Origin of the sequence: Gloeothece verrucosa PCC 7822, assembly GCF_000147335.1 — a bacterium.
Classification (GTDB): domain Bacteria; phylum Cyanobacteriota; class Cyanobacteriia; order Cyanobacteriales; family Microcystaceae; genus Gloeothece; species Gloeothece verrucosa.
Genome location: NC_014533.1, coordinates 130,676 through 152,491, shown reverse-complemented (window position 1 = coordinate 152,491; position 21,816 = coordinate 130,676). Strand labels below are relative to the sequence as shown.

Annotated in this window: 17 protein-coding genes; 9 read left to right on the top strand and 8 right to left on the bottom strand. The window is 36.9% G+C overall.

Going from position 1 to position 21,816, the window contains the following annotated elements; genetic code table 11:
• Nucleotide 1 precedes the first annotated feature (1 nt).
• The 3 genes from CYAN7822_RS27885 to CYAN7822_RS27875 are packed head-to-tail and all read left to right on the top strand — an operon-like array spanning nt 2 to nt 3,515.
• A complete protein-coding gene (locus CYAN7822_RS27885; RefSeq protein WP_013334317.1) occupies nt 2–409 on the top strand; it encodes a hypothetical protein in 408 nt (135 codons plus the stop codon).
• A 36-nt stretch (nt 410–445) separates the two neighbouring features.
• Nucleotides 446–802, top strand: coding sequence for a hypothetical protein (locus CYAN7822_RS27880; protein WP_013334316.1), 357 nt, complete (start codon nt 446–448; stop codon nt 800–802).
• The gene (locus CYAN7822_RS27875; RefSeq protein WP_013334315.1) at nt 771–3,515 is read left to right on the top strand and encodes a hypothetical protein; all 2,745 of its coding nucleotides are present in this window, start codon (nt 771–773) and stop codon (nt 3,513–3,515) included. The genes CYAN7822_RS27880 and CYAN7822_RS27875 overlap by 32 nt, the downstream gene beginning before the upstream one ends.
• Before the next feature lie 486 nt (nt 3,516–4,001).
• On the opposite strand, the gene CYAN7822_RS27870 is transcribed toward CYAN7822_RS27875, so the two are convergent.
• Both CYAN7822_RS27870 and CYAN7822_RS27865 read right to left on the bottom strand, forming a co-directional pair.
• The gene (locus CYAN7822_RS27870; protein WP_245602809.1) at nt 4,002–4,358 is read right to left on the bottom strand and encodes a hypothetical protein; all 357 of its coding nucleotides are present in this window, start codon (nt 4,356–4,358) and stop codon (nt 4,002–4,004) included.
• A gap of 573 nt (nt 4,359–4,931) precedes the next feature.
• Nucleotides 4,932–5,252, bottom strand: a complete 321-nt coding sequence (locus CYAN7822_RS27865) for a hypothetical protein (RefSeq protein WP_245602808.1) — start codon at nt 5,250–5,252, stop codon at nt 4,932–4,934.
• 720 nt (nt 5,253–5,972) lie between these two features.
• Between CYAN7822_RS27865 and CYAN7822_RS27860 the strand changes: the two genes are divergently transcribed.
• From CYAN7822_RS27860 to CYAN7822_RS27845, 4 genes are all read left to right on the top strand, one after another.
• The gene (locus CYAN7822_RS27860) at nt 5,973–6,824 is read left to right on the top strand and encodes a CheR family methyltransferase (protein ID WP_013334312.1); all 852 of its coding nucleotides are present in this window, start codon (nt 5,973–5,975) and stop codon (nt 6,822–6,824) included.
• A 311-nt stretch (nt 6,825–7,135) separates the two neighbouring features.
• Entirely contained in the window at nt 7,136–7,837 is a 702-nt protein-coding gene (locus CYAN7822_RS27855; RefSeq protein WP_013334311.1) for a VIT1/CCC1 transporter family protein, read from the top strand.
• A gap of 565 nt (nt 7,838–8,402) precedes the next feature.
• Nucleotides 8,403–13,637, top strand: coding sequence for a calcium-binding protein (locus CYAN7822_RS27850; protein ID WP_013334310.1), 5,235 nt, complete (start codon nt 8,403–8,405; stop codon nt 13,635–13,637).
• Nucleotides 13,638–13,780: 143 nt separating this feature from the next.
• Nucleotides 13,781–14,683 carry a choice-of-anchor L domain-containing protein gene (locus tag CYAN7822_RS27845; RefSeq protein WP_013334309.1) on the top strand — a complete coding sequence of 301 codons (903 nt, stop codon included), beginning with the start codon at nt 13,781–13,783 and terminating at the stop codon, nt 14,681–14,683.
• 210 nt (nt 14,684–14,893) lie between these two features.
• Here CYAN7822_RS27845 and CYAN7822_RS27840 read toward each other — a convergent pair whose 3' ends face one another.
• On the bottom strand, nt 14,894–16,666 hold the full coding sequence (locus CYAN7822_RS27840) for a Rieske (2Fe-2S) protein (RefSeq protein ID WP_013334308.1): 1,773 nt from the start codon (nt 16,664–16,666) through the stop codon (nt 14,894–14,896).
• A 142-nt stretch (nt 16,667–16,808) separates the two neighbouring features.
• Here CYAN7822_RS27840 and CYAN7822_RS27835 point away from each other — a divergent pair, with 142 nt between their 5' ends.
• Nucleotides 16,809–17,624 (top strand): SDR family oxidoreductase, encoded by an 816-nt coding sequence (locus CYAN7822_RS27835; protein ID WP_013334307.1) that lies wholly within the window; start codon nt 16,809–16,811, stop codon nt 17,622–17,624.
• A gap of 328 nt (nt 17,625–17,952) precedes the next feature.
• Nucleotides 17,953–18,438, top strand: coding sequence for a pentapeptide repeat-containing protein (locus tag CYAN7822_RS27830; RefSeq protein WP_013334306.1), 486 nt, complete (start codon nt 17,953–17,955; stop codon nt 18,436–18,438).
• Between the two features lie 60 nt (nt 18,439–18,498).
• Here the strand turns inward: CYAN7822_RS27830 and CYAN7822_RS36250 are convergent, their stop codons facing one another.
• The 5 genes from CYAN7822_RS36250 to CYAN7822_RS27810 form a co-directional block, all read right to left on the bottom strand.
• A complete protein-coding gene (locus CYAN7822_RS36250; protein WP_071881454.1) occupies nt 18,499–18,867 on the bottom strand; it encodes a four-helix bundle copper-binding protein in 369 nt (122 codons plus the stop codon).
• A 47-nt stretch (nt 18,868–18,914) separates the two neighbouring features.
• Nucleotides 18,915–19,400 carry a cupin domain-containing protein gene (locus tag CYAN7822_RS27825; protein ID WP_013334304.1) on the bottom strand — a complete coding sequence of 162 codons (486 nt, stop codon included), beginning with the start codon at nt 19,398–19,400 and terminating at the stop codon, nt 18,915–18,917.
• Nucleotides 19,401–19,727: 327 nt separating this feature from the next.
• Nucleotides 19,728–20,348 (bottom strand): DUF2231 domain-containing protein, encoded by a 621-nt coding sequence (locus CYAN7822_RS27820; protein WP_013334303.1) that lies wholly within the window; start codon nt 20,346–20,348, stop codon nt 19,728–19,730.
• Nucleotides 20,345–20,839: a DUF2231 domain-containing protein gene (locus CYAN7822_RS27815; protein ID WP_013334302.1), complete on the bottom strand. Its 495-nt coding sequence runs from the start codon at nt 20,837–20,839 to the stop codon at nt 20,345–20,347. Before CYAN7822_RS27815 ends, CYAN7822_RS27820 begins: the two co-directional genes overlap by 4 nt.
• Nucleotide 20,840: 1 nt before the next feature.
• Complete coding sequence (locus CYAN7822_RS27810) at nt 20,841–21,812, bottom strand: VOC family protein (RefSeq protein WP_013334301.1); 972 nt, start codon at nt 21,810–21,812, stop codon at nt 20,841–20,843.
• Between the last annotated feature and the right edge of the window lie 4 nt (nt 21,813–21,816).

Genomic DNA, 21,816 nt, shown 5'->3' with positions numbered 1-21,816 from the left:
AATGTTAAAATTCAAGAATAAATTAATCAAAAGAAAAATTAGAATTAATTTTAAAAAACGATGGTTAAAATTTAGTAACTGGTTGTTATTATCTTTAGGGATAGGACTTTGGTTAAACTTTTTAGCTACTTCAGCATCAGCCCAATTTTTTAAAAAAGCAGAAGATTTTTTTAAGACAACATTAACTCAAGGGTCATCTGTTGGAGAAAATAGCTATCTAGCTATTAGTTTAATTTTTAATGCTTTGCGAGCCGTATATTTAATGTATATTGCTATTTCTCTAATTAATATTATTAATGCTATTCGTAAAGACGAAGATTGGCAAAGTGTCGCTAGAATTCCTCTTTTAGTTATTATTGCTGTTACCCTTGCAGATGTTCTTACTAACTTTATTATAGGAGGCACATAGATTTTTTTACAATGGTTTAAACTAGCATAAAACTTTATGAAGCAAGAAAATACTTCTGAATTCAGGACTGTTAATCAAATTTTAGGAACTCAGCCATCATTAGGGCCTATTCCTGCCAATCAAATTATACCTTGGGTAATAATTTTTTTAACATCCTATTTTATTATCAATGGGATTTTTGGTGGATTTTTTTTAGGAGAATTCCAAAAATGGCTATGGATAACTTTAATGGCGGCATGGGGAATCGCAACATGGTGGATTTTAACAGGTAATAAAAGTTGGCGATTTTTAAGCAAATTTATTGGAGTCCCTAATTGGACAAGGGGGTTTCCTCGTTATCAAAGTTTGTTAGATATAAATTATGAAACAAAAAATCGGCAAACAAACTCTTAATCTTGCAGGCCAGGAAATTCGTTTAACTCCTTTTGAAGATGCTTTACATCTCGCTTCTATGTTACGTATTTGCTTAAACGGACGGGATATAGGTGCATATATACTAACTAAAGGAACTCAAAAAAATCAATTTTGTTTTGTTTTCGGGTTTGAATGCCAAGGAATTCATCCTACATTAGGACGAGAACAAATAGAGGCAGTTTTCCATCAAATAGAAACTAGCTTAAAGGATCTTCCTACTAATGAAAAAATGACTCTTCATTTAGGGTCTTTTAAGTCTGATGTACAACGTCAAAATGACCTAAAAAGTTTAGTGAAAGAATCAGCAAATTTAGAGATTAAATATTTATTAATGTCCGAAAGATCGAGAACAAAAGAACTAGCTAATGCTGGTATTCGAAAAATAAAATTTTTAAGAATTTATGTAACTTATACAGTAGAAATTGGAACTGCTAAAACAGAAGATTGGATTGAAAAGCTCTTGGCAAAAGCGGAATCATGGTGGTTAAAATTTAAAGGTAACATAACAGATTTAGAAAATCAACAGATTGAAACAATTTTTTTTAATGCTTATAAAAGAGGCTTTTTTAGATGGGAGCAGCTTTTATCTAATCAAATGGGATTAGATATTAAACCCTTAAGCGCAGAAGACTTGTGGAAAATTTTATGGAAAAGGTTTAATGACAGCCAACCTAGCCAAATTCCTCAATTAATTACAATAGATAAAAATGGACTACGTGAAGAAACTTATTCAAATTTATCTAGCACTAAATTATTACTTGATAGCCTGCATAGTACAAGCTTATTGCTCGATTCAACAGTTCCTCAAGCTGATCGCAGTTGGGTAAAAATTAATAATAATTATTTAGGAGTATTAACCTTTTTAGAAAAACCGGGAGGCTGGTCTAATAAAACTGCCCAACTTCGTTACTTATGGGAACTTTTAGCTAGAGATCTTGTAGCAGACACAGAAATTTTTTGCCAATTAACGCCAGCTAACCCTGCTTTAGTCAAAACCACTTTACAACGGGTATTAAAGCAATCTAATATGACAGCAATTCAAGCCCAGCAAAAAAGCAAAACTATCGATGTTAATGCTCAACTAAAACTCAAAAAATCTTTAGCTGCTCAAGAAGAACTTTATGAAGGAGCTATCCCTATTTATACAGGAATCGCTATTTTAGTCCATCGCCCGACTCTAGATACTTTAGACGAAGCCACAAAATATATTGAAAATTGCTTTCAACGACCAGCAAGAGTAATTCGAGAGATAGAATATGCTTGGAAAATTTGGCTTCAAACTCTTCCCATTGTTTGGGAAAACTTATTAGCTAAACCCTTTAATCGACGACAGTTATATTTGACCAGTGAAGTACCAGGGTTAATGCCTTTAATGTTGACAAAAAAAGGGGATTCTAAAGGATTTGAACTAATCGCTGAAGAAGGAGGTACACCAATTTATATTGATTTATTTAATAAACATAAAAATCTTGCTCTGTTTGCAACAACCCGAGCCGGTAAATCTGTATTAGTTTCGGGAATTTTGACTCAAGCATTAGCTCATAATATTCCCATTGTGGCTTTAGACTTTCCTAAACCCGATGGAACCTCTACTTTTACCGATTATGCTGAGTTTATGGGGAAAAATGGAGCTTATTTTGATATTTCCAAACAATCTAATAATCTATTTGAACAACCCGATTTAAGGTCTTTGAGTTTAGAACAACAACACGAGCGCTTTTTGGATTACACTGCCTTTTTAGAATCGGCATTAATGACTATGGTTTTGGGGTCATCAGGAAATAATTCTTTATTAACTCAAACCGTGCGTTCGCTGCTTAACCTTACTTTAAGAGCATTTTTTGCCGATGAAAGTATTAATGAGCGATATCGAAAAGCAATAGATGCCGGCTTTGGTAGTGCTGCATGGCAACAAACCCCTACTTTAAAAGATTTTCTAGATTTTTGCACACCAGAGCATTTAGAACTTGATGCAATAGGCGGACAATTAGAAGAGGCACTTAATCAAATTCAACTGCGTTTGCGGTTTTGGGTATATAGTCGAGTGGGAAAAGCTATTTCTACTCCTTCTAGCTTTCCTACTAATGCTAAATTGTTAGTATTTGCTTTAAGAAACTTATCAGATAGTGAAGATGCGGCTATACTTTCTTTAAGTGCTTATTCTGCCGCTTTAAGACGCGCTCTCAACAGTCCAGCATCGATCTTTTTTATTGATGAAGCACCTATTCTTTTTGAATTTGAGCAAATTGCTAATTTAGTAGGAAGAATTTGTGCTAATGGAGCTAAGTCAGGAATTCGAGTAATCTTATCGGCTCAAGATTTAGATACTATCGCTAAATCCAAAGCCGCCTCTAAAATTTTGCAAAATCTAACCACTCGATTAATAGGACGTATTCAACCCGCGGCCGTGGATAGTTTTATAGAAATTTTAAAGTATCCCAAAGAAATTATCAGCCAAAATGCGGGGGACAGTTTTTTTCCTCGAAAACAAAAAATTTATAGCCAGTGGTTATTAGATGATAATTACACTTATACTTTTTGTCGTTACTATCCAGGTTATGAACAATTAGCTGTCGTTGCTAATAATCCTGATGAGCAATTTGCCCGTCTGCAAGCTATAAATCATTATGCTGATAAATACGAAGCTATTTCTGTCTTTGCGCGGCAATTAGTCAATAAATTGCAAAGTTAATGGTTTTGTTGCAAAAACTATCAAGGAATTGTAGGATAAATCAAATACAAATGTTTTAGAAAGTAATCGCTGCAATAATCCCCATTCACCAAATCCCTTAGAACCGGCCTCGGAGAAGTCGCCACCTCTAAATTAGACTGCTTGCAGAAGTGGGCAAAAGGGTAAGGGCTTGACCTTTATTCGTTTTCTTCAATAATGATGATTTTAGGACTTACACACTCCCTTGACGGGGTGACAAGAAACTTGTAATTAAGGCAGGGTGTGGGGGGTAGGGTGTGGGGAAAAAATTTCAATGATCGCTCGCTAAATTTATAGATCATTAGGGATTGTCGGGAGAAATGCGCGGTTTTTTTTGAATATTGAGTTAGAAAGAACGGCTCAGAAGGGATATTTTTCCCTACCCCCGACACCCTGCACCCTACCCCCAGTCTCCACTTTAAACTTGTTGTCACCCCGTCAACTCATATCTAATTCCTGATGGTTATCTTAAGATATTTCTACAATTAAAAAATTTTCGGGTGTCACTGTTTCATAAAGCTCAATGGCTTTTGTAGTTAAAGGATATACTAAAACTTCTTCATTTAAAGCATAACAATGTTCTGCTATTAACTCTAAAATTAAATCCTGTTCATAATAATCGATACAAAAAAAAAGTACAAACTCATCTGTTTCATCACCACAAAAAAAAGAACCAACAAAATTATCGGATTTTTTATAATAATAAGTAAAAGGCACTTCTCCGGTTTTTTGTCTTTGCTTTGCTTCTAAAACGAATTTTCGGATTAAATTTCTATTAGATTGAGAAATTGATTTAGCTTGCTTCATTTTTTTTTTGGTTGACATTATCAATTTTAACTGGCTTCAATATGCAAGCCGTTAAACTAGCCTACTTAAGTTTAACTTATTTTGTATAAAAATATTACATTTTAACTTTACTATAAATCTATCTAAAGACAGAGCGTATTCAGTTAAGTAAAGGTTAACTATAGATTAAATATTATGTGAATGAGAGTTGCCTATTGACACAACGGCGAAGTTATGGGCAATGTAAATTTCTCGTAGCAATTGCTGGAGAGAAACCCTAATAACTTACCCAACAGAAGATTCGAAATTAGAACTTAAGCCGCGCTCAAATTTAGCCTTTATGTACAATAGATAGGGAATTGAGGTCAATCCTTATGACCTTAAAACAATTAAGCAGACGGAATAAATTTTTAATCAAAACTTTCCAGCCTATAGTTACTAATATTTTGGGTTTTTTGAGAACTTTTTGTCTACTAGAACACATGAGAATTTAAAAAAATAATCAGTTTTGGTACGAAATGAACACAAGAACTTTATCTTAAAGTGGTTAGGGAACTTATTATTAAGCGTTTAGAGAGAGAAATAGTTTAATCGCACAACTAGATTTTTCTGTCAATGGGTAACGCCTAATGTAGACTGTTTAGATTTGTTAATTAAATCTGGATCAGCTTGGCGGCTCATTTTACAACTAAGTTCACTAGCAGTATCACTAGGACGTTCAGGATCAATTGTTCTAGTGGTATTTTTCCAATGTTCGTGGGTGGCTAACTTAACTGTTAAGCTCCCCTTCTCGGAGCGCTCTACATAAAACCAAATTTTGCCATCCTTTTCACAAAAAAACTCTTCTAACCAAATATTATGGTTGACTACAACAGATTGCTGTGAAGCTAAAAAACTAGCTTTTTTATGAGTCAGATTCGGATTTTTTGGCATATTTTCTTTTCCTTGATGAAAAAGGTAGTATTTAGGGCTACCAACCCTCCAAAGTCTTTTATCGCAATAGGGACAATAAAATTTTTTGGGATTTTTTTTGGTGGTTCTTTTTTGGTGCATTGGTCTTTTGAGTCTTGAAAAAATACAACGTCAAGTAAAACTATATATTAACATATTTAAAAGTAAATAACCTCATTTAAAAAAAATTAATAAAAACTTTACAATCAAGCCGATAAGCTTTACAAAAGCTTTAAAATTCGCAGATTTTCGGGTTTTTAACGACGAACTCTTGACTTTTTTTTTGCTCTGTGATAGCGTTTTTTCTATAAAAATAAAAAATAGATAATTAAATATTAATAAGCAATAGCCAAAAGGTTTAAGCTACTAAGAATCCTATAAACTAGACGCTATAGAGTGAGCTTATAGATTTTAAAACATAAGGATAATACAATATAATGATGACTTTTTTACTTAAGATATCTGTGCTTTTTAAAAAATTGTAAATGACTAAACGATTAACTAGACCCTTAAAAAATAATTTGATTGTTTACAACAGTTACCTAATGATAACCCAACAAAAATGCTTGGTACATCTACCCCGTTGTTTTCAACAATTAATTAAAACTTCAAGACAACATAATCTAGCCATAAGCGACGCTTTTAAGAATTTCTATGATCAGGTTTTTCGTTAAATAAAAAAAAAGAAAGAAGAAATTTTTTATGCAACCTTCGCCGCCGCAACTAGACCCAGAATTTGAAGCCTTGTTAGAATTCCTCAAAAGCAGTCGAGGGTGTGATTTGACAAATTATAAACGCTCGACTTTAAAGCGACGGTTTCGGGTACGGATGGAAGCTGTTAATATTAATAATTATCAAAGCTACTTCAAGTATTTGGAATCTAATGCACAAGAGTATATCGCTCTGTTAAACGAAATTTTTGTTAATTTTACCTATTTTTTTCGAGATAAAGAAGCTTGGGATTATCTAGCTCAAAATATTATTCCTCAAATAGTTTCTAACAAGCAAGCTGATGAACCGATTCGGATTTGGAGTGCAGGTTGTGCAGCCGGTCAAGAAATTTATAGCCTTCTAATTTTATTTGCAGAAATAGTAGGAATTGAATTTTGTTTAAAACGAGTTAAAGCCTTCGCAACCGATGTGGATGAAGCTGCTATTTCACAAGCACGGCAAAGAACTTATAGCAAAAAAGAGATTGCAGGTATCCCTCCTAATTTACTCAAAAAATATTTTACAAAGATTGAAAAAAATTATATTTTTGAGCGAAAACTCCGTCAAAGTATAATTTTTGGGTGTCATGACTTAGCTAAAGATGCTCCCATCTCAAAAATTGATTTATTGCTCTGCCGCAATGTCCTGATGTATTTTGAAAAACAGACTCAAGAAGCTATATTGACTCGCTTTCACTTTGCACTCAAAAATACAGGCTTTCTTTTCCTCGGTAATATAGACTTATTAATACATGAAAGACAAATATTTACGCCTATTAATTTAAAACACCGAATGTATGTAAAAGAAGAAAACTTAGAAATTGAAAATTTGCTAATTTTATAACATCTTTAATTGGCTGCTCATAAGCTAAGACGCATTTAATTTTTATAACTTTATTTTTGGTACAAAGGTTCAATCCTTTCCCCTTTCCCCCTTCTTTATCTGGACTAATAATTTAGATGCGTAACAGCTTAAGTCGTTAGGAGTTACGCACTCTCCACGAAATAATTAGGGTTTGAGATTGTTCGCGATCCTTCGCAAGGCTCAGGACTCATGATGTCCAGGTACTTAGACTGAAAAACACTATATTATTGTTAAAATATATGCAATTGAGGCATAATCTTGGAAAATAGACCAAAAATTATCTACAGAATATGGTGACGACATCTTTTTTACACAGGTTGAAAACCTCCTTTATAGCTTCCGTTGGTGATATCGTTTTCGGAATGGAAGACGGGACGGTTTCGATCTTCGGATTAGTCGCAGGGGTTGCTTTGAACGCGCAGAGCGAAAAACAAGTCTTATTAGCAGGGGCGGCCGGAGCCATTGCCGCATCGGTTTCTATGATGGCAGGGGTGTTTTTGGATCTACAATCAGAGCGCGACCGCAATAAAGTCGAGGCCAAACAACGCCAGGCACAAATACAAGCCAATCCCGGACGGGCAATTGAGGAACAGATGAAAAAATTGCAGAAAACTGGCTTAGGTCCGGCGACTCTAAACGCGATTCGAGCGGATTTACAAGAGGCCCCACCCATTCTGTTAACCCTAGAATCCGCCTTTAATGGGCCGACCTCAGCTAGTCAGGCCAAACCTTTAGCCCATGCGCTCTGGATGTTTGTTGCCGATCTTTTCGCTGGGCTGACTCCTGTTCTGGCTTTCGCGGTTTTGCCTCTAAAAGAGGCGCAGTGGGTATCTTTTGCCATGACTCTAGTGCTGTTAATCCTATTAGGATACGGTCGCGCCCGGATTGGACAACGCGACATTTTTACTACCGTAGTGCAAACGGTGAGTATTGCTGGACTAGCCGCACTCGCCGGAATAGCTATCGGCCAATCGATCAACTTGATCGGGTAACAAACAACCTAAAAGCTCGGTTGCTCGAAAGTTTGAGGGATTTTTGGTCTTTTAAAATTTCCTGCGGCTAAGTACGAATCTTAGTACATACCGGATAGCGGCTCAAATAATTAAATTAGGAGTTACGCACTGTGACGAAAAAATAAGGGTTTGAGATTCTTCGCTCTCGCTCGCTTGGGAGATAAAATCGTTGTTTTTAATCAGGAGTGCGTAACTCTTAATTCTTCCTTTTGGCGGATGACGATAAATCATTGAAAAAATTAGTATGAGCCAAACTCTATGAAATAAAAATTACATTGATTCATAAACTCAGCAATAAAATATTGGCTATTTTTAAGGAATAGCCTAAATTTTTATAACAATTTTTTGAAAAAATAACTTTATTAGAAAAAACTTAATTTTCATTTTTGAAAACTGAACTTATCAAATCATTAATCAAGCATTAATACTTACCATTTTAAATTTTAATAAATATAAAAAAAATACCCAATATTAGTTACCATGTATATAATGGCAGCAGTAATCCAACCAAACGCACCACCAACTAAGTAAAATAAGCAAGAGTATGGAAAGCAATTTAATTCCTTATTCTGTTGAAAGCCTACTGAAAAATTCGAATTTAATAGGCTTAAAAGATCCTGTTACAAATAGCCTAAGCCTATTAAATAAGCTTTCAGGAGATAGCGATTTTTTAAATAAAATAACAGAAGCCTATGGCAATAATTTTAATGAGAGTGCCTTAGATTCTCTGCGGCAAGATTGGAGTCAGCAAAATTTTAGTCGTTTACCTCAAATTGGAATTGTATCAGACCAAGCATTAAAAGGAGCTAGAGGAGCCTTTTCTCAAGAAACTAATACTATTTATTTATCACAGGAATTTATCAATTTAAATGCTGGTAACCCTGATAAAATTACTAAAGTTTTTTTAGAAGAAGTCGGACATTGGATAGATACGCAAATTAACACAGTTGATGCGGCTGGTGATGAAGGTGCTATTTTTTCAGCTTTAGCCACAGGGGGTCATCTCACTAACTCTCAATTAAATAAGCTAAAAATAAGAGATGATTTTCAAACAATTAATATTGATGGAAAAACTATTACAGTAGAGACAGCGAGTAATGCTCAAGATCATTTAAATTTAATTTCGTCTCAAATCAAACCGTTACTAGATAGCATTAAATCCCAATTAGAAGTCGAAGATTTAAAAAATGTCCCGCTTGTGGGAGAAATTAAAATTAAAAACTTTGTTGATCAGCTATTAAATAATGTTGATAACAAAATCATCAGTGAAATTAATAGCAACGGAACCGCTACTGTTAATGCAGTTAGAAAAAGCTTGTTTGATGCCTTGGGGACATCAGGGTTAAATATATTATTAGATTCTAATGGCGATTCTGCTGTCACTATTAATGACATTTTACTTCCTCAAAATGATGCTAATGCTATCGATTTTCAATTTAAACTAGGAAAGACTTTTAAGCCTAACTTATCTTTAGCCGATCAATTAGGTTTGCCAACTTTAGGGCTGGATTTAAACGGCGGCATTACGCCTCAATTAGATTTAGGACTAACCGTTGGTTTTGGCGTTGATAAAAATGCCAATGTCTTTTTAGATACTAAAACCAGTGGAGAATTACAAACAGACTTAAAAGCTAACTTACTTGATGCCAGTAACAATCCTTTACAAGCGAAAGCAACCCTAGGATTTTTAAATCTTCAAGCAACCGATAATGGCAGTCAACTTACCGGAAAATTTAGTGCAGATTTAACAAGTACCAGTGCAGACGCTAAAGGAAGAGTCAAAGTTAGTGACCTGAGTAGTCTAACGGTTGCGCCTGATCCAAAGTTAACGGCTAATGCTGACCTCAAATTTAAATTAAATACCGGTCTCGGTGCGGCTAAAAATGACATTTTACCCTCCATTGAAAGCGAATTAAATTTACTCGGTTGGCAATATGACAGTAGCAATCCTGCCACGCCTGCGCCGAGTGTTTCTTTTGATAACGTTACTCTAGATACAGGTTCTTTAGTCGAAGACTTCGCCGGCGGAATTCTCAAACCCATTCAGGATATTTTAAAACCCATTCAATCAGTTTTAAACCCTTTTATTACTCCTCTTCCAGTTATTGACAAATCTTTTTTAGAATTATCACCAAATATCCCTGAAGAAACCCGAAAATTTATTCAAGTTCTCAATACTCTTGCCAGCTTAAAAGCACCTAGCGACAGTGGCAAAATTAACTTAGGAAGTTTTAACCTTACAGGCGGAGACATCCGAACCACCGATTTAAGTAGCACAACAGCTACACCTAAACCTGCTGTAGTCGCTCCTTTGGCCAGTAGTTTAGAACCGGCTTTTATCCAAGACTTGAAAGACATTGGTTTTGATTTTCCCATTTTAGATAAACCAGAGAATACGGTTGATTTATTACTCGGAAAACCCGGCATAGATCTTTTTAAAACCAATGAAGAATTCCCTAAATTTGCTTTTAATTACAGTATTCCTGACATCACCATTCCGGTTGTTGGGCCAATCGTGATTAAAATTGAAGGGCACGCAGAAGCTGGGGCACAGATACAGTTTGGCTATGATTCAACGGGTTTAGCGACAGGCCATCTTGAGGATGGATTTTATGTGGTCAGGCCCAATGCTGACCCAAAAGATCCAATATCTCGCAAAAATTCTAATGTTTACGGAGAGGCAGAAGTTGACGCATCAGCAGGAGTCAGTGTTGGAGTTGCCTCTTTAACCGTTGGGGGAGGAATTAATGTTGGTTTAGGAATGAATTTTGCTCAAAGTTTGGATGCCAGCGATGGATTAGATGGCAAAGTTCGCGGAACTACCCTTTTTCCTAATTTACCTTTTTGTGCTTTTGATGTAGGCGGCGGCTTGTCGGTAATTATCTTCGGAGAATTAGAACTCGATCTAGGCTTTTTTAGTGTTACCGAACGTCTCGATCTAGCGGATATTAAGCTGATTGATTTTGACTCAAAACCCGATTGTCATACTGCCGACTACTTCAACCATGAAGACCCAGAACCCACCCCAGAACAGCAAAAATCCTTAGACGATGCAGGAATTATAGACCGGCGGGGAACCGATGATAATAATACAATTACGGTTGACCATCTTGGCGGCACTTGGAGTGCAAAACGAGATGATTCTACTGAAGAAATAAAAGTTAACGTCAAAGTAAACGGAAGTGATCTCAATCCGGACCCCCATCCCGATCCTTATGATAAAGTGACCCTTATTGTCATCAAAGGTTTAGCCGGCAATGATACGATTCAATTTATTAATGGAGTAGAGGCACCAGGGCAAGTCAGAGGCGGGGATGGCAATGACAATATCACCACCGGCAAAGGCAATGACTTTATTGATGGTGGACAGGGTAACGATACCCTCAACGGTGGCGAGGGCAATAATACTGCTGATTACAGTAATTCGCCTAATGGCGTTAGAGTCAATCTAAATAGTGGATTTGCCAGTAATGATGGCTATGGCACTCAGGATAACCTCTCGAATATTCAAAATGTCGAAGGTTCGGCTAAAAATGACGTGATCATCGGTAGTAATACTAAAAACTATCTTAATGGCGGTGCCGGAAATGATGATTTAGAAGGGCTTGACGGTGATGATGATGTCATTTTGGGCGGTGAGGGAGCCGATACGATTAGAGGCGGTAATGGCTTCGATGTTACCACTTATTTTGATTCAAAATCGGGCATTCTTGTTAACCTCTCTAATCAAACTTTCTTGGGTAATGTTACGCTTCCTGATGGTGTCTCGCCTTTATATATAACCGCTCATCGAGGTCAAGGCGGCTCTGCTGATGGGGATTTTATTGATGGCATCGAAAATGTTTCCGGCTCAGCTTACGATGATATTCTGATTGCTAGGGATGGTGACGGGATTATCGATGGTTGGTTGGGAAATGACATAATTTATGCGGGTTCAGGTCATGATACTCTTATTGGGGGTGATGGTTCTGACTGGCTATCTTATAAGCTTTCTAATGCCGGAGTAAACGTTAATCTCAAAGACAATGCGTTTTCTGGCGGCTATGCTGAGGGAGACAAACTGCAAACCATTGTCTACGACTCCAGCAGTGGTAAAGGAACACCACAAGAGGGAAATTCTTTTGAAAATTTAGAAGGGTCGCTTTATAGCGATGGAGAATTGCGAGGAGATGACAACAATAATCTTATTAGAGGTTTGAGCGGCGATGATAACATTTATGGCGAAGGAGGAAACGATTTATTAAATGGTGGTGCTGGTGCAGATCATCTGGATGGCGGCACAGGAGAAGATACAGTCACTTACCTAGAGTCAACAGGTGCAGTATACGCCGATCTTTTATTTAATCAAGGTTTCTTTGCTGATGCTCAAGGCGATACCTTCTCTAATGTCGAAGATTTGACCGGCTCTAACTACGGAGATAATCTTAATGGCGACAATGGTAACAATAAAATTGATCCTAGCCTGAGTGGTAGTCAACTGGATATAGTCGATGGACGAGGGGGTACAGATACGCTTTTGGTAGACTACTCCATTGATGATTATGGTGAGGGAATAGAAGGCGGATTTAATACCGGTGATATCAAACACTATGCCGACAGTAGTAAAACTAGCGTATTAGATCAGGTGGGTTTTACCAATATTGAAAGCTTGTCCGTTGCAGGGACTATCCGAAATGATTCGATTATTGGCGGCTCAGGTAATGATGTGCTTCGGATGAGCGACGGAAATGATTTTGTGGATGGAGGAGGTGGAAATGATCTGCTAGATGGTGATCGCGGTATTGATACGCTATCTGATGATCTGTCTAATAAAACTCAAAACATTAGTTTAGAAAGTTTTGATATTACCCAAGAATCCTCAAAAAGCTATTATATTGACGGCACAAACATTAGCAATTTTGAAATTTTTAAGGATATCAAAACCGGTAGCGGCAATGACCGGCTTACCCAACTAGACCGAATTAACAATAACTTTTCTACCGGTGCAGGTGCAGACACGGTTAATGGCGGTTTAGGGTTTGATAGCGTTGATGGTGGCAAAGATACGGTATTTTTACCCGATTTAGGCGAAATAGAATTACCGGTTATTGATACTCTTGTGGTGGACTACTCAGTAGGAGATACAGGTAGCGGCATGATTATGTTTGTCACACCCGAGGATAAAACGGGTTACGCTTACAGAAGTATCGATCCTAATAATATTGAAGCCTCTCTATTAGACTCAATTGACTTCAGCAATTTTGAGAACTATCAAGTAACAGGTACAAGCAAAGAGGATACAATCGTTTTGGGCAACGGAAATGATTCAATTATAGCTAATGCCGGCAATGATTATTTGAGAAGTAATGGAGGTAATGATTATATTAATGCCGGTGAGGGAAATGATGTTTTAATTGGATCAAATCAAACCAGTGCGGATATTGATACCTTAGAGGGTGGAGCCGGAGCCGACCTCTTCCTTTTAGGAGAATCTTTTGTTGCAGGAACTAACTTAGATCCGCATTTTTATGATAAAGCTGGTACAAATGACTACGCTTTAATTACTGATTTTAACGTGGCTGAAGGAGACAAAATTCAATTACCTAACTGTGGAGTGAGTGGCCTATCTTTTGATCGGGGTTATACTTTAATTGATTTCGGCTCTTTTGGCAATGGTAGTGGTCTTTATTCAGAACGAGGAAACGAGTTGATCGCTTTTCTTCAAGGGGCACATGGTCTTGACCTTAACGCTCCTTACTTCGAATATGTCGGCGATCCTTGTCCTGAACCTCCCAAATAATTTTTAAGTAACTGGACATCAATAAAACTCTCTGTTTTTAAAATTTTAAAATGCCTGAAATCTTTGCCTTTTATTAAGTGGGGCGTAAGCCTTGCGCCCCTAAATTTTTGTTTACTAACTTAAGATATTTATTGGAGCAAAAAATGAAAAAAAATTATCAAGTAATTTCTTCTTTAATTCTTTCTTTAACTGGAAGTTTAGCCTTGGTTAATTTACCGGTATTAGCATTTGATATTGTCCAAAATAATAATCCTAATAGCCTTCTTAATGCTTTCTTAAGCAACGATCCTAATAATTACAAAGGGTTAAGTAATTTTAATATTAATCTCATTGGTGATGCCAGAGCATTTGGAACCTTTAGCGACGATCCATTCGGTTTAGGGTCTGCCGTAGCGCTTAGTACAGGGCGTGTTACCGATTTAAAAGGTCCTAACACGGTAGATGGCGGTTTTTTCCCCCCCAGTGGGGCTGATCTCAGCACGGATTTAGGATTACCGGGTGTAACTGGTGATTCTATTAGTATGATTGTCAGTTTTGATGTGGATAAAACAGTAGATCAATTATATTTTCAATATGTTTTTGGTTCAGAAGAATTACTCGAATATGCTGGTCAATATAATGATTCTTTTAGCCTGGTTTTAAATGGCATTAACTATGCTAAATTAAGTAATGGTGATGCTGTGACTATTAATAACCTTGCTGTGAGTCCTTTAGGCCCTTATAGTCCTGATTTAATCTACAATCCCGTAGGAACTGGGCCTGCAAGTTCTGAGACAAAATTAGATGGCTACACGAAACCTTTATTGTATCAAGCTCCTCTCATTCAAGATGCAAGAAATTACCTAATTATTAATATTCAAGATGCCACAGATGGCCAATATGATTCTGGTTTATTCCTTAAAGCAGGGACTTTAGGAACTGTGTGCCCCATTGCCAATTGTCCGGATACAGGAGTATCAGTACCAGAACCGAGTTTATCTCCTGTTTCTTATCTAATTTCGATGTTAAGTTTTATAGGATTAATAATAGCCAAAAAAACTTTATAGGAGTTACGTAAGTACCTGGACATAAATAAAGTTGATTATGTTAAGAAATGTAAAAGCCTTGAAAGCCTTTCCTGTTCCCTGTTCCCAGATCCGGTGTTCCCTTACCAAACAGTTAACTTTAATTTTGTCCAGGTACTTACTCCGATTAAAAACAAAAATTTTATGTCATCCTGAGCTTGGCGAAGGATCACAACAATCTCACAGAGAGCGTTAATTCTCTGCTTCAAATAAACGATCACCTTTAGACAAGCGCTCAGCAATCTGATAAGTTTGGTAGGAAGTCCGCCGGGTAGGTGCATGAGCCGCTAAATAGCGAGTAGCCGCCACCAAAATGTGAATCCCCGCTTCTGAACCATTTAAAAAAGAATATTGTTTAAAAGCCGCTTCCATTTCTTGAATAACATGAAAATCTCGATTTTCTCTTAACATTAACTTGCCTAACATAGCCATTAATTTTTTAGCATCACCTTTTTGATAAAGATAAGAAGCGACTAAATGCGCCGCTTGACTAACTTGTTGTTGGCGGTCAAATAACTCTGGTAATTGTTTAAGTAATTCATCCGGCTTGAGGTCTGATTCTTTAACAGAAGGTAACCTAGCAGGTGGAATATTTAAAAACCGATTGAGATATATACTCATCGCCGCATCAAAAACAGCCCGTAACAATTCTATAGAATTTACTCGTCTTAAACCTTGATGGACAGCATGAGCAAAGGTAAAACTATGATGGGCACTATCCCAGTCGCTAAATTCATTATTGAGGTTAAATTGAGCAATTCTTAATGAAGCGGCATAAGCAACAACTCCCGCTAATTGTTCCTCTGTACAGCCGCACGAAAGTGCATTCAAAAGAGCATCAATAATTTTTTGGGGGTCATCTTCTAGAAGAATAGACACTAATTTTTCTTGACCTGACCATTGGCCCCTTTTTGATTGGCCTTTTTCTAACACGCTTGGTAATGAATCAAAAGCCACAGGGAGCATAGCCGCTAAATCTACGGGATAACGCCAAGCATTAGACTCTTCCATTCGGGAAGCATTGGCTAAACCAGACACTAAACTTCCTAAAACTAATTCTGCGTCCTGCCAACCATTAATATCAAGCGCTTCTAAGGCTTTATTAATAAAATCTACTGTATGACCCACATCTAAATAACGATGGTCAGTAGCGGCACTAAAAAGAATATCTGCAATTTCTAGAGGGTTAATTCCAGCAGTGATAGCAGAGACTAAAGTCCGTTCGGCGGCTTCGGCATTTCTAACTTCTATAAACGAGCGAAACCAGCGTTTAAAACGCTCTACTAAATTTGATTCTTCCCCTAAAGCCGGCTGATGGGGTAAAGGATGTACTCCCCAACGTGGCGGTGTATCTGTGCTATCATTGGCTACGGCAGAAAGTCCTTGATAAAGAGCGAGAGGTTTATCTATCTCATCTAAATAGGGCAACAAATTCATTAAACAAGTCAGAATTGATAAACCGCTTCCCCAACCAGCTTGATTATATCGAGTCCCAAACCTTAATCCTTTTTGAAACGGTTCTACTGGGCTAATATTTAACTGAAGTAAAGCGAGGGTAGATTTAGCAATGACCAAAGAAATGCCTTGTTGTAGTCCATCAGTCAGTCGTTGACGTTGGTGTTCGATTGGCTCGAAGGAGGCGGCTAAATTAACCCAGACTTCACCATCAATAACTTTAACTGGAAAAGCTCGAACATCGTCAGCCCAAGAATCAAACGTTCCGCCACTAGCGGCATCGAAGCGGGCATAATGCCAGGGACAAGTCACAATTCCATCTTTACAGGGACTACCGTGAAGAGGAAAACCCATGTGAGGACAACGGTTATCGAGGGCATATATTTTGCCATTTTCTATCCAAAGAGAGATGGTTAAATTTTGGAGACGGACGAGTAAGCTACCAGCACTTTTTACTTCTTCATATAGAGCCGCACGGACGAGAAAATCTGTAGAATTTGAGTAGTTCATATTAACAGGAATTAGTGAGCAAGTTATTATTGAGCGAATAAAATGATTAAAGAACTTGATAATTATTGTCGAGTTTACTTATTTGTTTTGCTATAATAATAACTATTATATTATACAGTTTTTTCTAAATATTTTCAACGATATGACAGACAATCAATCTAACCTGATTTTAGTTGCTGGAGCCACTGGCGGAGTGGGACAGTTAACGGTGAGTAAATTACTTGCCGAAGGCTTTTCAGTTCGCATTCTAACTCGAAACCTCGATAAAGCTAAGGCTATGTTTAATGGGCGTGTGGATATAAGCCTAGGAGACATCAGAAAAGCCGATTCGCTGCCCGAGGCTATGTCTAATGTAACTCATATTATTGGCTGCACAGGAACAACGGCTTTTCCTTCTGCTAGATGGGAGTTTTCGAGCCATGAAAACAGCGTTTTAGAAAAGTTAAAACGTTATTTTAATCCTAATTATGCTAAATTAGTTGCGGCTAACAGCCCCGAGAAAGCTGATGCTATGGGCATTACAAATCTGGTTAATACTGCACCATCTAATTTAAAACGTTTTGTTCTAGTTTCTTCTATAGGCATTGAACGTCGTCATCAATTTCCCTTTAAAATTTTGAATGCCTTTGGGGTTCTTGATGCTAAAAAACAAGGAGAAGATAGCTTGATAGCATCTGGACTTCCTTACACAATTATTCGCCCCGGCAGATTGATTGATGGTCCCTATACTTCCGCCGACCTCAATACTTTATTAAAAGCAACCAGTAACGGAAAATGGGGGATAAATATCGAACAAGGAGATAATTTAAATGGTCAAACCAGTCGTATTGATTTAGCAACGGCTATTGTAGAAAGTCTTCATTCTCCCTCTACTCTTAATAAAACTTTTGCGTTAATTAATACTGGAAAACGCCCATCGAAAATTGACTGGAAAAACCTTTTTTTACAATTAACTTAAAATTAAGTCGATATTTTCCTGGGAAAATACTAATACTTTTGTTCTATGTACTTCCATCAATGACATGATAAGCTGTCACGCATTTAAATTGTTCTTGGCGACAGGATCTAGGGTGTCGGGTGTGGGGGAATTGTGAGCATTTTACAATTCTTAATACAGAGAGCTTTATTTATGTCCAGGTAGTTAGCAAGTAAATTAATTTTTTTTTCATTTACAGCATATTTATGTCGATTTTATATAAAAATAAATAATCTTTGACAAATAGCATTTAATAAGGATAATCTAAATTAAACAGACCTATCACTTTAACTATAGAGGTTAACTAAAAATGATGAAAACCTTATGGAGTAAGCTAGTAATCTTGACTGCTCTTGTTTTTTGTTTATTTATTTCTGCGGTTAACTTACCGGCTTATGCCTTTGTGCAATCTAATATAGATACTCTACTGAGTACCAAAGATTGTCATAACTGCGATTTAGTGGAAGCTGACTTGCATGAAAAAGATTTAGCAGGGGTTAAGTTATACGGTGCAGACCTGTCTAAAGCTAAACTATATGGAGCTAATTTATCAGGGGCTAGTTTATCAGGAGCTAATTTATCAGGGGCTAGTTTATCAGGCGCTAATTTATCAGGGTCTTATCTTCAAAAAGCTAATCTCAAAGGTGCTTATTTACAGAAGGCTAATTTAGAGGGTGCTGCTCTGTATGGTGCTGATTTAAGCGACGCTGTTCTCTATGGTGCTAATCTTAAAGGGGCTAAACTTAAAGGAGCAAACCTAGAAGGCGCTAAAACTAAGGGTGCTATATTCGATTAACCTGTTCAGTAAAATTTTTTGAAAGTTTGTGGTGGGCAAGGCCCACCGTACACAATTTTTTTATCTCATTGCCATTGACATCTGCTCACAGGTTTCGGCGCAACGACGACACATATCAGCACAAGCTGTCATTTGAGAATCATCACCCATACTCTGGCAGTCAGCCGCACAGCGAGAGCAGATGTCAGCGCAAATGCCACAAGTTCGGGAATGAAGGTCAGATCCACGAAGCATAAAGTTAGCACTAATCTGACAGATTTCTGCACAGTCTAGCATTAACCTAATATGAGCCGTATCTGAATGTTTTCCTCCTTTTTCTAAACAGTAAAAAACCGTATTCAAACAGACACTGTGGCAGTCCAAGCAGTTTTCAATGCACTGCCGCATTTCTGGATTAACTTGATTTAATGTAAGTTGAGAAATCATCATTTTGCCTCCTTTTATAGGATTTAGTTTTTTAAAAACATCAAACAAAGCTATTCCATCGGCGGCGTTTCATCAAACTGTAACATCACTAAAACGGCGGGTTCATTGCCAACAGTTCCGGACAAATGTCCTTTACGCCCTTGAGAATCTTCTTTGGTATTCTGATCTGCTCCAAAGGAAATCTCACCGGCCCCCATTTCCACTCGTTCTCCATCCATCGTCTCCACAAACCAGCGCCCTGCTAGAGGAATAATCCATTGAGGTTTTGGATTTTCATGCCAAATACCAGTCCAGCCTACAGGCAGCACGCTAAAAACCACAGTAGCCCCCTGTTGTTTGAGTTCTCCCATCCATTGTGGAGAGGTAGAGGCGGCAATACTTTTTAGTTTAAAGTCCTGAATTTGGCGGCGAGATTGATGACTTACTCCCTGTTCATCCGTCCAAACGTACCAATAATCAATAATTGGAGGTGTTGATAAGTCATGCGTGGAACTAGCTTGATCCGATGAAGGCTGTTGTAATACCTGATCGCTCATAAAATAGTTACCTCAATTTATGTGATTTGAATCCTCTATGTAAGCATTTTAGTACAAAAATACTGCCAATAATCTGTAATATCAGTGTCAGTTAATTTTCTGAAAATTAGCACTGATTCTTAGCAATATATCAAGGATTTAACTTTAGCGAAGATAGTACAGATGTTGAGAAAATGGTTATAAAATTCAATCAACTATAAATCCATTCTAAAAAAAACGACAAATGCTACCTCTAACTAAAGAAAGAATATTAAGGAATAGGGGGCTAGTTTTTTAAACATATTTAAACATAGAGTGTTTTATGAATGTCTTGGTACTTAAAATTAACTAATTTACGAGTCCGCTTTTTAAAAATTCATTGGGATTTTTTCCGGTTTGTACTAAATGGGTAGCTGTGTTATGAAGGCCAAAATCATCTCCCAATTGTGCCCCCAAAGTCCCATGAATAAACAATAATATATACATGATAATACCAACCATTAAATAACTCCAATGAACTTGCTTAGAAGAATTTTTGCGCCACCGATACCGTTGCAAGCCTCTCCAAACTGTTATAAGCACAATAGCCATTAACAGTAATATTCCCCCTAAACCATGCAAAAGCATAGTAGTTTCAACGGGTAAGCCCCAATCACTTTTTGTCGTAACAGCAGGGTTAGCTAAAACCAATTCAAAAAAACCGGCGGCTACGGTAAAAAATGTTATGAACGCAGCCGCTAAAGTATTAAACCAACCTGCATCAAATAAACCTGAAGGATTAGCTTCAATTGAAAACAATTTAAGAATCGGTTTTTCTAAAGGAAATAAAGTTCCTGCAAAATCAAAAGCAATTCCAATAATAAACAATCCTAATGTTAAATGAACTAAATTAGGATGAATAGGAATCGGGTAGGGTAATCGATTTTCTCCTAACTTTAAACCTAACTGTTCAATCAGTAATACATTCACTGGATCACTCCTTCTTTCATTGCTTCTACAACCGGTTCCACGTGCAATCCATACACCCAAACCAATTTTGTTCCTAAATAAGTTTGAAAACAAATTAAAATAACTAGAAATGTAGCTACCCCTAAATAAATAGGAGGTATTTTTAAAAAATTATGGTGACGAATTCCTAAACGCCAAGCGGTAATTCCCACCACAATTGCTGATAATATCCAACCCGTCAGAGTATGTATATTTAACGTTTGTTGAGCGGCTTGATAAGGTTGAGCGAGTCCGGCCTCAAATTGGCCAAAAATCACTGCTAAAAATATCGTAATTGAAGCCACAATCATATTCCAAAAGCCCACCTCAAAAAGGTAATTCTGTTTCCAAAAATACCCAATAATATCACAGACAAAAGCAAATAATACCATCGCTATAACAAAGTGAATAATAATCGGATGGATGGGGTCTGGATAAGGTAAATTAACCTCATTAAGACGTAAATTTAACATATTATTTTTTTTCCTCTAAAAGTAATAAAGCGTGTCCGTCAGGGTCTTGGATCAAACAAGCTTGTTCATAAGAATTTGATTGTTTTTTTAACTGTATAAGATGAGGAGAAATGAACTTTACTCCTTTTTTTTCTAATTGCTCTACAGTGGTTTTAAGATTATTAACCACCAATTCTAATTGCAGATAACCGAGAGCGGTACTTGTCCAATTTTCCGGGCGAGGACGACCATCAGATGGAACAATATAATCAAGTAATTCAATTCCTATACCTTTTTCAATTGTCCCCAAACTGGTAACTCGTACTTGGGCATCAAATAAACCGTCAAGTCGAGCTTGAGTTTTTCCTGTATTTAAGCTACTTTCTTGAGTTTTTAAACCTAGTAAATTTTGGTAAAATTCAAGACTTTGTTCCGTATTAGAAACCGCAATAGCACTGTGATCTATTCCTAAAAATAACTGTTCATGATGCTCATGCCATTTCTTCTTACCCTTATCAGCAGGAAACCAAATTAATTCTAAATTGTGACCATCAGGGTCTTTAAATTTAAAGGCGCGTACTCCTCCCGAAGCTTCATTGCTTTGGGGAATCGTTTGAGGTTCAATAGAAATATGCTCAACTGAAAACGATTTTAAATGAGTATAAGCAAGGTCTATATCTTTAACCACAATCGCCAGATGTTGAAACCAAATATCGTTACTTCGAGAATCTTTTGGAATCGGCAAATCTTGGTCATTAAGATAGTGCATTAATTTAATTTTTTCCTCTCCTAGTTGTAAAGTTAAAACCCTAATTTTAGCTTTAGAAATACATTCAATAAGGCTGTATTTTTGCCCTTCAATAAAGATATCGTCAATACATTTAAATCCCAAGGCTTGCTCATAAAAATCCTTTATATAATCGGCATTAGATACCGTTAAGGTAATGGCAGCAATTTTTTTGACTTCTATATTATCCCCCTCAAGAACACTCATTGAT